The organism is Bradyrhizobium sp. IC4060 (assembly GCF_020193715.1).
Taxonomy (GTDB): Bacteria; Pseudomonadota; Alphaproteobacteria; order Rhizobiales; family Xanthobacteraceae; genus Bradyrhizobium; species Bradyrhizobium yuanmingense.
This window is the reverse complement of sequence record NZ_JADYVJ010000001.1, coordinates 1,221,630-1,236,596: the sequence shown is the minus strand read 5'-3', so window position 1 is coordinate 1,236,596 and position 14,967 is coordinate 1,221,630. Positions and strand designations below refer to the sequence as shown.

The 14,967-nt window shown below is 65.6% G+C and carries 10 protein-coding genes; 7 read left to right on the top strand and 3 right to left on the bottom strand.

What is annotated here, in order from left to right:
- The first annotated feature begins 72 nt into the window (after positions 1–72).
- The 7 genes from I6F16_RS05870 to I6F16_RS05840 all read left to right on the top strand — a co-directional run bounded on the left by I6F16_RS05870 (position 73) and on the right by I6F16_RS05840 (position 9,635).
- Positions 73–1,020, top strand: a complete 948-nt coding sequence (locus I6F16_RS05870; protein ID WP_036005767.1) for a branched-chain amino acid ABC transporter permease — start codon at positions 73–75, stop codon at positions 1,018–1,020.
- Complete coding sequence (locus tag I6F16_RS05865) at positions 1,017–2,321, top strand: branched-chain amino acid ABC transporter permease (protein ID WP_225111756.1); 1,305 nt, start codon at positions 1,017–1,019, stop codon at positions 2,319–2,321. The genes I6F16_RS05870 and I6F16_RS05865 overlap by 4 nt, the downstream gene beginning before the upstream one ends.
- Positions 2,318–3,067 (top strand): ABC transporter ATP-binding protein, encoded by a 750-nt coding sequence (locus tag I6F16_RS05860; RefSeq protein WP_036005761.1) that lies wholly within the window; start codon positions 2,318–2,320, stop codon positions 3,065–3,067. Before I6F16_RS05865 ends, I6F16_RS05860 begins: the two co-directional genes overlap by 4 nt.
- Entirely contained in the window at positions 3,067–3,762 is a 696-nt protein-coding gene (locus tag I6F16_RS05855; RefSeq protein ID WP_036005758.1) for an ABC transporter ATP-binding protein, read from the top strand. Before I6F16_RS05860 ends, I6F16_RS05855 begins: the two co-directional genes overlap by 1 nt.
- A gap of 366 nt (positions 3,763–4,128) precedes the next feature.
- Positions 4,129–5,589 (top strand): ATP-binding protein, encoded by a 1,461-nt coding sequence (locus I6F16_RS05850; protein WP_225111757.1) that lies wholly within the window; start codon positions 4,129–4,131, stop codon positions 5,587–5,589.
- Entirely contained in the window at positions 5,586–8,555 is a 2,970-nt protein-coding gene (locus tag I6F16_RS05845) for a bifunctional [glutamine synthetase] adenylyltransferase/[glutamine synthetase]-adenylyl-L-tyrosine phosphorylase (protein ID WP_225111758.1), read from the top strand. Before I6F16_RS05850 ends, I6F16_RS05845 begins: the two co-directional genes overlap by 4 nt.
- 186 nt (positions 8,556–8,741) lie before the next feature.
- Positions 8,742–9,635 carry a LysR family transcriptional regulator gene (locus I6F16_RS05840; RefSeq protein WP_057027218.1) on the top strand — a complete coding sequence of 298 codons (894 nt, stop codon included), beginning with the start codon at positions 8,742–8,744 and terminating at the stop codon, positions 9,633–9,635.
- A gap of 227 nt (positions 9,636–9,862) precedes the next feature.
- Here the strand turns inward: I6F16_RS05840 and I6F16_RS05835 are convergent, their stop codons facing one another.
- The 3 genes from I6F16_RS05835 to I6F16_RS05825 form a co-directional block, all read right to left on the bottom strand.
- Positions 9,863–12,193: a PAS domain-containing sensor histidine kinase gene (locus I6F16_RS05835; RefSeq protein WP_225111759.1), complete on the bottom strand. Its 2,331-nt coding sequence runs from the start codon at positions 12,191–12,193 to the stop codon at positions 9,863–9,865.
- Positions 12,194–12,408: 215 nt separating this feature from the next.
- Positions 12,409–13,782 (bottom strand): cation-efflux pump, encoded by a 1,374-nt coding sequence (locus I6F16_RS05830; protein ID WP_036005745.1) that lies wholly within the window; start codon positions 13,780–13,782, stop codon positions 12,409–12,411.
- A gap of 208 nt (positions 13,783–13,990) precedes the next feature.
- A complete protein-coding gene (locus tag I6F16_RS05825; RefSeq protein WP_036005742.1) occupies positions 13,991–14,962 on the bottom strand; it encodes a zinc-binding dehydrogenase in 972 nt (323 codons plus the stop codon).
- Positions 14,963–14,967 lie beyond the last annotated feature (5 nt).

Below are 14,967 nucleotides of genomic sequence, written 5' to 3'. Positions count from 1 at the left end.
GGGAAGGTTGCTGCTCGCATCCGGACCGACTTCGCCGGGGCCGTTTCTGTCCCGGCCAGAGGTGTGATTACTGTGCTTGAACTGATCGTTATATCGACGCTGAACGGTCTGCTGTTCGGCATGCTGCTGTTCCTGCTGTCGAGCGGCCTGACCGTCATCTTCAGCATGATGGGCGTGCTCAACTTCGCCCATGCCAGCTTTTACATGCTCGGCGCCTTCTTCGGTTTCCAGCTCACCAAATGGATTGGCTTCTGGCCGGCCCTGCTGCTGGCTCCGCTGCTGGTCGGCGCGATCGGCATGGCGGTCGAGCGCTACGGCCTGCGCAATACGCACAAGCACGGCCATGTGGCGGAGTTGCTCCTGACCTTCGGTCTTGCGTTCGCGATCGAAGAAATCGTGGCGATGATGTGGGGCAGGAGCCCCGTCGATTACCGCGTGCCGGCGCTGCTCGACTTTCCGGCCTTCACGATCTTCTCGACGAATTATCCCGCCTACAAGATTTTCATGCTGGCTGTGTCGATCCTGATATTCATCGTGTTGCTGATGGTGCTCAAGCGCACGAGGGTGGGCCTGATCGTTCAGGCCGCGCTGACGCATCCCCATATGGTGGGGCATCTCGGTCACAATGTCGGACGCATATTCATGCTGGTGTTCGGCGTCGGCAGCGCGCTGGCGGGAATTGCCGGCGTGATCGCCGGTCCGGCGCTGGTGACGCAGTCCGACATGGCCGCGGCGCTGGGACCGATCCTGTTCGTCGTCATCGTGTTTGGCGGCCTCGGCTCCTTGCCGGGCGCCTTCATCGCCTCGCTGGTGATCGGCCTGATACAGACCTTCGCGGTGGCGCTGAACGGTTCGTTGGCGAGCGCCTTCGGTCCGCTCGATCCGTCGGCAGGGCCGTCCGTGCTCACCGACATCTGGAACGTCACCATTGCCCAGGTGGCGCCGATCGTACCCTACCTGCTGCTGGTGATCATTCTGATCGTACGCCCCATGGGCCTGATGGGGACGCGCGAGACATGAACGCCAAAACGACATCGACGCCGACATCGACAATCGCAGGGAAGCCGGCCGGCGACGGCCTGCGCTTCTACGGCATATGGCTTGCCGGCATCGCCGTGCTGATCGTGCTGCCGCTGATCTTCTCCTCCGGCGGCTCGCTGACGTCCTTCAGCCTGATCGGCATCGCGATCGTGTTCGCGCTGTCCTACAACATCCTGCTCGGCCAGACCGGCCTCTTGTCGTTCGGCCATGCGGTGCATTACGGCCTCGGCGGCTTCGCAGCGTGCCACATGATGAATGCAGTGGTCTCGCACGGCTGGCCAATCCCGCTGCCGTTCATACCGCTGTTCGGTGGACTCGGCGGCCTCGTTTTCGCGATCATCATCGGCTGGCTGATGACCAAGCGGGCTGGTACCGTGTTCTCGATGATCTCGCTCGGCATTGCCGAGCTGGTGGCGTCGTCCTCGCTGATCCTGCGTTCGGTGTTCGGCGGCGAGTCCGGAATATCGACCGACCGCACGGCTTTGCCGAAGATCTTCGGCTTGAGTTTCGGCCCGCAGCTTCAGGTCTATTACCTCATCGCGTTCTGGCTGGTGATCTCGGCCGTCGCGATGTATGCGCTGACGCGGACCCCGCTGGGGCGAATCAGCAATGCGGTGCGGGACAACCCCGAGCGCGTCCAGTTCATCGGTTATGATCCGCACGTGGTGCGCTACATCGCCTTCTGTTTTGCCGGCTTCTTCGCTGGCGTGGCAGGGGGCCTGGCCGCGATCAACTTCGAGATCGCCAACGCCGCCTATCTCGGCGCGATCCAATCCGGCCTCGTGCTGTTCTCGACCTTCATTGGCGGCGTCGCGTACTTCTTCGGACCCATCCTGGGTGCAATCCTCGTGACCTATCTTCAGCTCGGGCTGACCAGCGTCACCGGCGTGTGGCAGCTCTATTTCGGCATTATCTTCATCGGCATCGTGATGCTGTCCCCCGGCGGCATCGCCGGGCTGGTCATGATGCACCGGCCGCTGGTTCGCGCCGGAACTCTGCCGACGGTGATCCCTTCCTATCTGATCGCGGCGGTGCCGACCTTGGCACTGGCTTGCGGTGTGATCCTGACGATCGAATCGATCGCGCGCACGCATAGCGGTCAGGGCAATCCGATCAACCTGTTCGGCGTTGCCTTCAGTCCGGCGTCGCCGCTGACGTGGGCGAGCGCGGCGGTCCTCCTCATCGGCGGCTTCTTCGTCGCGCGCCTGAGCTGGCGGCGCGTCGCCGAGGCATGGGACCGCGCGGCGACGGTCGCGCGCGATCGGGGGTACTTGGCATGACGGCAGCGATCGAAGTCCGCGCCGTTGAGAAGCGCTTTGGCAATGTCGGCATCATCCGCGATCTCAATCTCAGCGTCGCGCAAGGTGAGCGTCACGCCATCATCGGTCCGAACGGTGCCGGGAAATCGACGACGTTCAATCTCATCAGTGGCCACATCAAGCCGACCTCGGGCGAGGTGAGACTGAACGGCGATGTGATCTCCGGCCTCAGGCCGTTCGAGATCAACCGGCGCGGCCTGTCGCGGTCGTTCCAGGTCACCAACGTATTCGCGCGCATGTCGGTCTGGGAGAACGTCCGCTGTGCCGTGCTGTGGGCGACGGGGCACCGTTACGCCTTCTGGAAGAACGTCGATAGCCTGCCGGAGGTGCGCGAGCGCACGGCGCAAATCCTCGACGACATCCATCTGACGCATCGGCGCGATGTTCCGGCCGGCTTGTTGACCTACGCTGAGCAGCGCGAACTCGAGATCGGCATCACCATCGCCAGCGGCGCGACCGTCGTGCTGCTGGACGAACCGACGGCGGGCATGAGCCACGCCGAGACCGACCGCGCGGTGTCGCTGATCCGGCGCCTGACCGAGGGCAAGACCCTGGTCATCGTCGAACACGACATGAGCGTTGTGTTCGGCCTGGCCGACCGCATTTCCGTGCTGGTCTACGGCCACATCATTGCTTCCGGCACGCCGGAGGAGATCAGGCGGGACCCGAAAGTTAAGGAAGCCTATCTCGGCGAGGAGGCGCACTGATGCTGGAGGTCAGGGACCTGCACGCCTATTACGGCAAGAGCCACATTCTCCAGGGCGTCGATCTCGACGTTGCGGCAGGCGAGGTCGTCAGCCTGCTCGGCCGCAACGGCGTCGGACGTTCGACCACTGTCAAGGCGATCATGGGCGAGGTTGCGCCGCAAGGCACGATCCGCTTCAAAGGCAAGGACATCGCGGGGCTGCCGAGCTACAGGATCGCGCGCCTCGGTCTCGGCTATGTGCCGGAGCATCGGGACATCTTTCCGGGGCTGACGGTCCGCCAGAATCTGCTCCTCGGCATCAAGGATACGCGGCGTCCCGGCAAATGGCAGCTTCAGGACATGCTCGACATGTTTCCGAATCTTGCCGCGCGGGCAGATACGCCTGCGGGGGTGCTGTCAGGCGGCGAGAAGCAGATGCTCACGACGTGCCGGACCCTGATGGGCGACCCCGATCTCATCATGATCGACGAGCCGACCGAAGGTCTTGCGCCCTTGATCGTGCAGCAGGTCGGCGATCTCATCGCCCGCATTGCGCAGGCCGGCGTCGCAATTTTGCTCGTCGAGCAGAAGCTGTCGATTGCGATGAAGATCTCCAACCGCGTCTACGTCATGGGGCACGGTCGTGTGGTCTTCGAAGGTACGCCCGAGCAACTGAAATCAAACAGCGACGTTCGCGCGCAATGGCTGGAAGTGTGAGGGAGGCCGGCGGGTTTGACCGCAATGGCGCGATGCCCTCGACAAGGACGTCCGCCCGTAACGGCTGATGTTCCTCAGCGTGGTCGGAAGGGGAGGCCCACAGCGGATCACTGCTCCCGCAGGCTCCGTCCGGTGTCCGCATGGCCCGAGCTTGCGGGGATTTAACTTGGTTCCGATCGAGTGCCCCTTTAACGTTCCGCGTGCGCCTATCACGTGTGGTCACGAATGCCTTTCGCGTTGCTCGTTCCACAAGGGACCTAGGCGCAGGTGCGACAATCTAAAGGCTATGTTATTGTAAACAAAGCGAAATACGTGAGTGTCGATGCTCGTGATGCAGGCGCGTGGTTGAAACTGGGTACATGATCCGTGACGGCATTCGGTAAACTCGTCCGCACCACGGCGTTCCGGCTGACGCTGGTCTATCTGCTGCTGTTCGCGATGTTCGCGGCCTCGCTGCTGGCCTATTTCGCCTGGAATACGCGGCGGCTGATCACCGAGGAGATCACGCAGACCGTCAATGCCGAGACCTCGGAGATCAACGAGATCTACGACCGCCGCGGCCTAGTCGGTCTCGTGCGCACGATCGAGTATCGGGCGCTGCGGCCAGGCGCCAATCTCTATCTCGTGACCACGCCGACGGGCCAGGCGATCGCCGGCAATGTCGGCTCGCTGGCGCCGGGCGTTATGGCGACGCGCGGCTGGTCGGAGACAGCCTACCGGCGGATCGAGGACAGCGATGACCGCGATCATCGCGCGCTCGTTCGCGTCACCGAATTGGAGAACGGCTTCCGGCTTCTGATCGGCCGCGACTTGGCCGAGCGGCGGCGCCTGTTCGGCATCGTCGCCAAGGCGGCGCAGTTTTCGGTCTTGATCGTCGTCGTGCTCGGCCTCGGCGGCGGCATCTTCGTCGCGCGGCGGGTGCTGAGGCGCATCGACGCGATGACCGGCACGGCGCAGCGGATCATGACCGGCGATCTCAGCGAGCGCCTGCCCGTGGGGCGCAGCGGCGACGAGATCGATCGCCTCGCCGAGAACCTGAACGCCATGCTGGAGCGGATCGAGGCGCTGATGGCGGGGCTGAAGGAGGTTTCCGACAACATCGCCCACGACCTCAAGACGCCGCTGACGCGGCTGCGCAATCGCGCCGAGGAGGCGCTGGCGAAATCGGGCTGCGAGGCGGATTATCGCGCCGCGCTGGAGCGGACCATCGAGGAGTCCGACGGGCTGATCCGGACCTTCAATGCGCTTCTGATGATCGCGCGCGCGGAATCCGGACAGGCGCGCGGCAACATGGACGACTTCGATGCCGCGGAGGTCGCGGAGGGCATCCACGAGCTCTACGAGCCGCTCGCCGAGGACGACGGCATGACCCTGAAGGTCAAGTGCGAGCCGACGCCGGTTCATGCCAATCGCGAGCTGATCAGCCAGGCGCTTGCCAATCTTGTCGAGAACGCGATCAAATACGGCCAGCCCGCGGCGCAGCCGGCGGGAACCGTGGTCAGCATGGACGCGCGGCAAATCACGATCGAGGCGAGGCGCGACGGCGACCTGGTGCTGCTCAGCGTCACCGATCGCGGCCCCGGCATCCCCGAAGCCGACCGCAAGCACGTCATCGAGCGATTCGTGCGGCTGGAGGCCAGCCGCACGCTGCCGGGCTCGGGCCTCGGCCTCAGCCTCGCCTCGGCGGTCGCGACATTGCACGGCGGCGAATTGCGCTTGGGCGATGCCCATCCCGGCCTCGTCGCCACGCTCGTGCTGCCGGCGCGCGCGGGTGCCGGCGACAGGGTTGCTCCGCCAATACCGGATGTGCCACAGAAGGTGGCATGAACCACTCCGCGCCGGGAAACGCGGACAAGCATGGTGAGAGGCTGGCCGCACGCTTCGCGGAGGCTCCCCATATTGCCGCTTCCGCAACCGACGAACGCCGTTTCGAAAGCTGGCTGGCCGAGCTCGAGCCGGCCCAATCGGCCCGTCTTGAAACGCATCTCGGCCATCCCTTCGCCCGCGAGATACTGACCGGGATTGCGGAATTCTCGCCCTATCTGTTCGACCTGGTGCGCGCCGATGCCTTGCGCCTGATCCGGCTGCTCGAATGCGATCCGGATGCGCATCTGACGGCGCTGATCGCGGAGGCGCGCAGCGCGGTGCTCGCGGCTTCGGAGGAGGCCGAGGTGATGCGGCTGCTCCGCCGCATGAAGGCTGAGGCTGCGCTCCTGATCGCGCTGTGCGACATCGGCGGTGTCTGGCCGGTGATGCGGGTGACGGCGGCGCTGACCGATGTCGCGGTGTCCTCGGTGCAGGCGGCGCTGCAATATCTGCTGCGGCAGGAAGCCGCACGCGGCAAGCTCTCACCGCCCAATCCCGAGGCACCCGAAGAGGGCTGCGGGCTGATCGTGCTCGCGATGGGCAAGATGGGTGCGGGCGAGCTGAACTATTCCAGCGATATCGATCTCATCGTGTTCTTCGATCCCGATGCGACGACCCTCGCGCCCGATATCGAGCCGCAGCCGTTCTTCGTCCGCGTGACGCAAGGCATGGCGCGCATCCTGCAGCAGCGCACCTATGATGGTTACGTCTTCCGCGTCGATTTGCGGCTGCGGCCCGATCCGTCCTCGACGCAGGTGGCGATCTCGCGGGACGCCGCGCTGAACTATTACGAGCGGGAAGGGCGCACCTGGGAGCGCGCCGCGATGATCAAGGCGCGGACCTGTGCCGGCGATTCAAAAGCGGGCGAGGCATTGCTCGCCGAGATCGGGCCGTTCGTCTGGCGCAAGCATCTCGACTTTGCCGCACTTGCCGACGTACACGACATGAAGCGGCAGATGCAGACCTATCGCGGCCAGAGCGAGGTTGCGGTCGAGGGCCACAACGTCAAGGTCGGACGCGGCGGCATTCGCGAGATCGAATTCTTCGCGCAGACCCAGCAATTGATTGCCGGCGGCCGCCATCCGGAATTGCGGGTGCGGCCGACACTGCGGGCGCTTGACGTGCTCGCCGCCAGCAACTGGATCACTGTGGCGGCGCGCGACGAGCTGGCGACCGCCTACGAATTCCTGCGCCGTGTCGAGCATCGCCTGCAGATGATCGCCGACGAGCAAACCCACACGCTGCCGGAGGACAAGCAAGCGGTCGAGCGCTTTGCGTGGTTCTTCGGCTATCGGACTCGGGAGGCCTTTGCGCGCGACCTCTTGCGCCAGCTCCAGATCGTCCAGGGCCATTACGAAAAACTGTTCGAGGGCGATGACCCCACCGGCACGGCGAGGCTGCCGGCGCTCGACTACGGTGCGGGCCCCGATGATCCGCGCCTGCTGCAGCACCTCGCGACGCTCGGCTTCAAGAAGCCCGCCGCGGTCGCGCAGACGGTGCGCGACTGGATCACCGGCGACTATCGCGTCTTCCGCGTTGAGGCGACGCGAAGCGCCTTCGTCGAGTTCGTGCCGGCCTTGATCGACGGCCTTGCCCATGCCGAAGAGCCGGATCGCGCCGTCGTTTCGTTCGATCATTTCCTCGGCGCGCTGCAGCGCGGCGGCCGGCTGATTACGCTGCTCGGCCAGAACCGCGATCTCGTCGCGCTGGTGGCGCTGGTGCTGGGAGCCGCGCCGCGGCTCGGCGACATGCTGGCGCGGCAGCCTCAGCTGATGGATGGCCTGATCGATCCGCGCTTCTTCGGCGCCATGCCCGACAGGCAGGAATTGTCGGGGCGGCTCGCGACCACCGTGCAGGACGCCGGCTCATACGAGGAGTTCCTCGATCGCCTGCGCCTGTTCGGGCAGGAGAGCCTGTTCCTGATCGGCACACGCATCCTCTCCGGCACGGTCTCGGCGCAGCAGGCGAGCACGGCCTTCGCCGACGTCGCGGAGGGAATCGTCCACACCGTGCACGGTCTCGTCGCCGATCGCTTCGCCGCCCAGCACGGCCGCATCAAGGGTCAGGAGACCGCGATCGTCGCGATGGGCCGGCTCGGCAGCCGCGAGATGACGGCCTCGTCCGATCTCGACCTGATCCTGCTCTATGATTTCGACGGCGACCATCCGGACTCCGACGGGGTGAAATCGCTTCACGGCGCACACTATTTCGCCCGTTTCACCCAGCGCCTCATCAGCGCCTTCACGACCCGCACCAATTACGGCGTGCTCTACGAGATCGACATGCGGCTGCGGCCCTCGGGACGCGCAGGTCCGGTGGCTTCGAGCCTCGTCTCGTTCGCGGACTACCAGGCCAACGAAGCCTGGACCTGGGAGCACATGGCATTGACGCGTGCGCGCGTGGTCTCGGCTTCGCCCGAATTCCGGGAACGGATCGAGCGCGTCATCCGCGATGTCCTGACCCGCCGCCGCGATCCTGCCATCACCGCCAACGACGTCGCCGACATGCGGCGCGCGATCGCGCAGGAGAAGGGCGAGGCGGATTGCTGGGATCTCAAGCATGCCGCCGGCGGCATGGTCGATATCGACTTCATCGCGCAGTATCTCCAGCTCGTGCACGCGCACGACAAGCCCGAGATTCTCGACGTCAGCACCATGCAGGTGCTGGAGAATGCCTGCAGGATCGGCGTGCTCGCGCAATCGGAGACGGAGATTTTGCGGGCCGCGGCGCGGCTCTATCACGACCTCACGCAGATCCTGCGTCTCTGCGTCAGCGAGCGCTTCAAGCCTGATACCGCCGGCACCGACCTGCAACGCGTCATGGCGCGCGCCGGCGACGCGCCGGATTTCTCCTCGCTGGAGGCGCGGGTGAAGGAGACCCAGAGCGAGGTGCGGCGCGTGTTCAGGGCGCTGCTGGAAGGGTCATAGCCTGCTTCAGCGCGGTGACCGAGCTCATCGCTCAGAAGCTGCGATTGCGGATTCCGATCGATTTGCAACCGCAATCCATCGATACGGATTGGTCATGAAAGTTGGGTCGGCTGCGGGTTTTTGCGTGTTGGTGCAGGCCCGGCGTGCTAGCTTGCGTGCCACGATGGAATCCGAGGGGACGACCGGTTGATCGACAAGCTTGAACTATTGCTGGCGCTGGCGAAGGAGCGGCATTTCGGACGCGCGGCCGAGGCCTGCGGCGTGACGCAACCGACGATGTCGACCGGGCTCAAGCAGCTCGAGGAGATTCTCGGCGTGATGCTGGTCCAGCGCGGCTCGCGCTTTCAGGGATTTACCCCCGAAGGCGAGCGGGCGCTCGACTGGGCGCGGCGGATCGTGGGCGATGCCCGCGCGATGCGCGACGAGATCAACGGGCTGAAGCATCAGCTCTCCGGCGAGATCCGCATCGCGGCGGTCCCGACCGTGCTCGGCATGGTCGCCGCGCTGACGACGCCGTTTCGTGCCAAGCATCCGGAGGTGCGCTTCCGCATCCAGTCCACCACCTCGTCCGAGGTGCTGGGGCTCTTGGAAAATCTCGAGGTCGATGCGGGGCTGACCTATATCGAGAACGAGCCGATCGGCAAGGTGCGCACCATCCCGCTCTACAACGAGAGCTATCGCCTGCTCACCGCGCCGGACGCGATGTTCGGCGATCGCGAGACGGTGACCTGGACCGAGGTCGGCCAGGTGCCGCTGTGCCTCTTGACGCCAGACATGCAGAACCGCCGCATCATCGACCGCGCATTGCGATCGGTCGGCGCGGAGGCGACGCCGACGCTGACCTCGAACTCGCTGCTGGTGCTGTTCACGCACGTCAAGACCGGGCGCTGGGCCAGCGTGATGCCGGCCAAGCTCGCCGAGACGCTCGGCCTGTCCGACACCGTGCGGTCGATCCCGATCGTCGATCCCGAGGTCACTTACAGCATCGGCCTGGTGATCCCGCAGCGCGATCCCATGACGCCGCTGATTGCAGCGCTGGTCAACGTCGCGCGCGAGGTCGCGCCGACGCTGCAATCGTAAGCGGAAGGTCTTTTGGCTGAGCCGAGTGAACCGAGAGCTCTTCTTCCCCTCTCCCCTTGTGGGAGAGGGTGGCTCGCCGCGTAGCGGCGAGACGGGTGAGGGGTATCTCTCCTCCCGAAAGTATTGCGCGTGGATAGACACCCCTCATCCGGCGCTTCGCGCCACCTTCTCCCACAAGGGGAGAAGGGCATCCCAGATCGAAACTGACTCGATCGTTGCTCGCGGTTTTAAGCCGCAGCCGATATCCCCGATCCCGCCTTCACCGCATCCCGCGGCAGGGTCACGCGCACGACGGTGCCGACCTCGATCTTCGAGCGCAGGCGCATCGAGCCGCCGTGGAGCTGCGCCAGTGAGCGGGCGATGGCAAGGCCGAGGCCCGAGCCGTGATAGGTCTTGGTGAGCTGGCTCTCGACCTGCTCGAAGGGGCGCCCGAGCCGCGCCAGCGAATGCGGTGCGATGCCGATGCCGGTGTCGGCGATCATCAGCACGATCCTGTCGTCGAGCTGCCGGCTGCGCACCACGACGCGTCCGCCGTCCGGCGTGAACTTCACGGCGTTGGAGAGCAGGTTGACGATGATCTGCTTGGTGGCGCGGCGGTCGGCGACGACCGAGATGGATTTTGCGATGTCGGCATCGAGCGTCAGGTGCTTGTCCTGTGCGCGGCCGGTGACGACCCGCAAGGATTCGGCGAGTGTCTGCGCGAGGTCGAGCTCTTCCATGTCGAGCTTCATGCGGCCGGCCTCGATCTTGGACATGTCGAGGATGTCGTTGATGACCTCGAGCAGATAATGGCCGCTGGTCAGGATGTCCTGGCAATATTCCTGGTACTTCTCGCTGCCGAGCTCGCCGAACATGCCCGACCCCATGATCTCGGAGAAGCCGATGATGGCATTGAGCGGCGTGCGCAGCTCGTGGCTCATATTGGCGAGGAATTTCGACTTGGTCTGGTTGGCTTCCTCGGCGCGGGTCTTCTCGCGCTGGTACTTCTCGGCGAGGTCGGCGAGCTCGACCGCCTGGCGCTCCAGCGCGGCCTGCGAGCGCTTGAGGTCGATGACGGTGGCGCGCAGGCGCAGATCGTTGTCGACCAGCTTCTGCTCGTGCTCCTTGATGCGGGTGATGTCGGTGCCGACCGAGACGTAGCCGCCGTCCTTGGTGCGGCGCTCGCTGATGTGCAGCCAGCTGCCGTCGTCGAGCTGCGCCTCGAAGGTGCGCGCCCCCGGGCCTTGGGCCGCGGTCTCGTTGTGGCGGGTGCGCACCTCCGGCATGCGGCCGACCTCGAGCACGGTCTCGTAGGAGGTGCCGGGGATGACGGCGCTGTCGGGCAGCTTGTGCAGGCGCTGGAAGTGCGAGTTGCAGAGCACCAGGCGGTCGCTCGCATCCCACAGCACGAAGGCCTCCGGAATGGTCTCGATCGCGTCGCGCAGGCGGAGGTCGGCTTCCACGGTCTTTTCGGCGAGGCTCTTCTGCTCGGTGATGTCGACGGCGATTCCGATCAGGTGCACGCTGGAATCGGTCGCGCCGCGCGTCTTCTCGCAGCGGACGCGGAGCCAGATCCAGTGGCCGTCGACATGCTGCATGCGGAAGGTCTGGTCGATATGGTCGATCTTCTCGGAGATGAGCTGGTCGGCGATCGCGAACAGGTCGATGTCATCGGACTTCACCAGCGCATTGACCTCTCCGAAGGTGAGGAGTTCGTGACGGCCGTCGAGACCGAGGATCGAGAACATCGACTGCGACCAGAAGATCCGGCCGCGCGACAGGTCCCAGTCCCACAGCCCGCAGCGGCCGCGGTTGAGCGCGGTGTCGATGCGGCCGCGCACCGCGTCGTTGATGAGGTCGCCTTCGCGGGCGCGGGTCGACTGCCAGTGGAAGGCGAAGCCCAGGATCAGGACGACGAAGCCCGTGGTCGCCGACAGCGTCACCGAAAGCGCGGCGTCCGAGCCCCAGATCGGCTCGTTGCGCTCCTGGATCACGGTGACGAAGCCGGGCAGTGACTTGATCTGCCGCGAGGTCGCCATCGCCGCGTTGCCGCTCGGCAGCGTCAGGTCGGAGACGTTGGCGTCGCGTGGCGGCGCCGCGACCAGCTGCGCGGTCGTGATCGCATCGAGCAGGCGGTCGTTGCCGATCGGGTCGCTGTCGGCCGGGATGCGCGCGAGGATGCGGCGGTCGATGCCGGCGGAGGTGACGATGACGTGCCGGCCCGAGGCCGTGGCCCAGGACGGAATGAGATCAGGCAGCAGCGTCGGCAGGCCCTCGATGGTCTTGAGCCGCTCCTGGCGAACCGAAGTGAGGCGGTCGATGCGCTCGGCGAGCAGGTCGGCGAGCGCCGAAATGTCGTGTCGGATCACCAGCCGCTTCTGGCGCGTTTGATCGACCACCTGCACGAAGGCACCGAGGCAGATCGTGATCAGGAAGGCGATGATGAGCGTCGGCACGGCGCGACGCAGCGCCGGCTCCGCGATCAACAGCCGATGATAGGCAGGTTTCGCGATCGATTGCGCCAATCCCTTGATCGAATCGGATTGGACGCACGCGTTCGCGGCGTCTGCACGCGACATGCCTTCGGCCCCCTGAAAAACGAGTTCCGGAAGCAGCCCCACGTCACTTCCGAATCACACCGATTTGAATCCAGTTTTCGCGGGCTGTCGAGAGTCAACGAATCGTTAACGCGAAATTATTCTTATCCAACACGCAGTTTGTGCGTCGCGCGTCCGCAAAGGCACGGGTGCAACGAGTCCGAAACGAGAACGTGTGACTCGTCGCGCATTCTTCATCACGCCCGCGGCGGCTCGGCGTGGCTGATGACGCGCTTCACGCTCGGGAACGCGCGCCGCAACGCACGCTCGATCGCGTCGACATGCTCGTGCACCTTGATCACGCTCATCGACGGTGTTGCGCGGCAGTGGAAGTTGACGATCTCGCCGGCGTCGGTGTTGCGGACCCGCACATTGTGGATGTCGTGGATCTCGCTGCCGGCGGCATATTCCGTCAGCGCGGCGGCGATGGTCCGCACCCGGTCCGGCGTGGCATCGACCCCGAACGGAAGTTCCGGTTCCAGCGGCTCGATGTGAACGTCGACCTCGACGTCCTCGCCGAACTCCTCCTGGATGTTGCGCTCCAGCGTGTTGGCGATGTCGTGCGCGGCCTCGAGCTGCATGTTGGCATCGACCTCGAGGTCGATGCTGACGATCAGCTTGACGCCGAGATCGTGCACCGTGACGTGGTGGACGGCGAGGGCGGAATTGCGCGCGATCACCATGATGCGGTCGCGCACGGTCTCGTTGTCGCGCGCGACGGGCACTGCGGCGAAGGTAAGGTCGGCATCGCCGAAAGCCTTGGCGACGGCGGCCTGCGCGTTGCGCTTGATGTCCTCGACCCGGTCGATCGGATAGGTCCGCGGCACCTTCGCGATAGTGTCGATGAACGTGGTCGCTCCGACCATGCGCACGCGCAAGCGTTCGACGTCGATCACGCCGGGCACGCTGCGGATCGCCGCTTTGGCCTTCTCCTGCGCGCCTTCGGGAGCGCGATCGACCAGCGTCTGCACGGTCGAGCCGGCCATGCGCAGGCCGAGCGCTGCGATCATCACGGCAACCGCTGCGGCCGCCGCGGTGTCGCCCCACCAGAAGCCGAGCCCAGCCAGGATCAGGCCCACGATCACGGCGCAGGAGCCCATCACGTCCGAGGCGAAATGCAGCGCGTCGGCCGCCAAGGCCTGGCTTCTGGTCTCCCGCGCGGCATGGTGCAGGGCGCGGGCGCGCCAGAGATTGACGGCGATATCGATCACCAGCACCACGAACGGCACGGCCGAGATGGTCGGCGGCGGGGTTCCCTCGCGCAGCCGGCTATAGGCCTCAACCAGGATGCCCCCAGCCAGCACGTAGAGCAGGGCGGTGACGCCGAGCGCGGAGATGCTTTCCAGCTTGCCGTGGCCGTAATGGTGCTCCTCGTCGGCGGGCTTGTCGGACACCCGCACCACCGCCCAGGTGATGATGGTCGCAACCAGGTCGATCAGGGAATGCAGGGCTTCCGAGATCAGCGCCAGCGAGCCGATCGCGATCCCGACCGCGAACTTGGCCGCCGCCATGCCGCCGCTGGCGAAGATCGAGATGGCCGCGACCGAGGTTTTGTCATGCTGGGAGGTCATGGGCGGGGATTTAGCAGCCCCGTGTGGGACATCAAGCGATGATCCACAGGATGTAGTCGCTAGTGAGTTGCAGGAGCGGTCTACGCCTTGCTCCGGCCCCGTAGGGTGGGCAAAGGCGCGTTAGCGCCGTGCCCCCCATTCGTCCGCGATGGATGCAGATCGTGGGCACGCTTCGCTTTGCCCACCCTACCGGGCCGCTGCCGGCGCCCTACGGCACCGTCACCACGATCTTCCCCAGATGCTTGTTCGCTTCCATGTGCTCGAACGCCTTGTCGATGTCGTCGAACGCGAACACCTTGTCGATCGGCAGTTGCAGCTTGCGCGATTCCACCGCGCCCCAGATGTCCCTGCGGACCTGGGCAAAGATCTCGCGGACCTCCTCGATGGTACGGGTACGGAAGGTGACGCCGACATAGTCGATGCGGCGGGCCGCGTGCAGGTCGAAATTGAAGTCGGCATGGGTGCCGCCGAGGCGGCCGACATTGACGATGCGGCCCTTGATCTTCGTCGCGGCGAGGTTCTGGTTGGCGACCTTGCCCGAGACCTGGTCGACGACGAGGTCGACGCCTTCGCCGTTCGTCGCCTTCAGCGCCTCGTCGACCCATTTCGGATCGGAGCTGTCGACGGCGAGGTCGGCGCCATACTCCTTCAGCCGGCCGCGGCGATACGCGTCGGTGGACGAGCCGATCACCAGCTTCGCGCCCTTGAGCCGGGCGATCTGCATTGCCATCAGCCCGACGCCGGAGCTCGCACCCTGGACCAGCACGCTCTGGCCAGCCTGCACCCCGCCGATCGTGACGACGGCGTTGTGCATGGTCGCGAGCGCGACGGGGAGGGTGGCGGCCTCCTCGAAATTCATGTTCGACGGCGTGTGGAGCAGCCGGCCGTGATCGGCCAGCGTATATTCGGCGAACGCCGCGCCGCCCGATCCCATGATGCGGTCGCCGATCTTCACGCCCTTCGCATCGGGCCCGAGCTCGGCGACCTCACCGGCCCATTCCATGCCCAGCACGGTGCCGACGCCGCCGGCCGCGCCATGGGCGTGGCCCTTGCGCATGCCGGTGTCGGCGCGATTGAGGCCGCAGGCGCGAACGCGGACGAGCACCTGCGTGCCTTTGGGCTTTGGTTGAGCGACGTCGGAAATCCCCGCGCCTTCAGGGCCGTAGACGTAGGCTTTCATGCAAT

Excerpts from the sequence above, each read along its gene's own strand:
- I6F16_RS05865 (WP_225111756.1), top strand. The coding sequence starts at position 1,017 with ATGAACGCCAAAACGACATCGACGCCGACATCGACAATCGCAGGGAAG.
- I6F16_RS05860 (WP_036005761.1), top strand. The coding sequence starts at position 2,318 with ATGACGGCAGCGATCGAAGTCCGCGCCGTTGAGAAGCGCTTTGGCAAT.
- I6F16_RS05855 (WP_036005758.1), top strand. The coding sequence starts at position 3,067 with ATGCTGGAGGTCAGGGACCTGCACGCCTATTACGGCAAGAGCCACATT.
- I6F16_RS05845 (WP_225111758.1), top strand. The coding sequence starts at position 5,586 with ATGAACCACTCCGCGCCGGGAAACGCGGACAAGCATGGTGAGAGGCTG.
- I6F16_RS05835 (WP_225111759.1), bottom strand. The coding sequence starts at position 12,193 with ATGTCGCGTGCAGACGCCGCGAACGCGTGCGTCCAATCCGATTCGATC.
- I6F16_RS05830 (WP_036005745.1), bottom strand. The coding sequence starts at position 13,782 with ATGACCTCCCAGCATGACAAAACCTCGGTCGCGGCCATCTCGATCTTC.
- I6F16_RS05825 (WP_036005742.1), bottom strand. The coding sequence starts at position 14,962 with ATGAAAGCCTACGTCTACGGCCCTGAAGGCGCGGGGATTTCCGACGTC.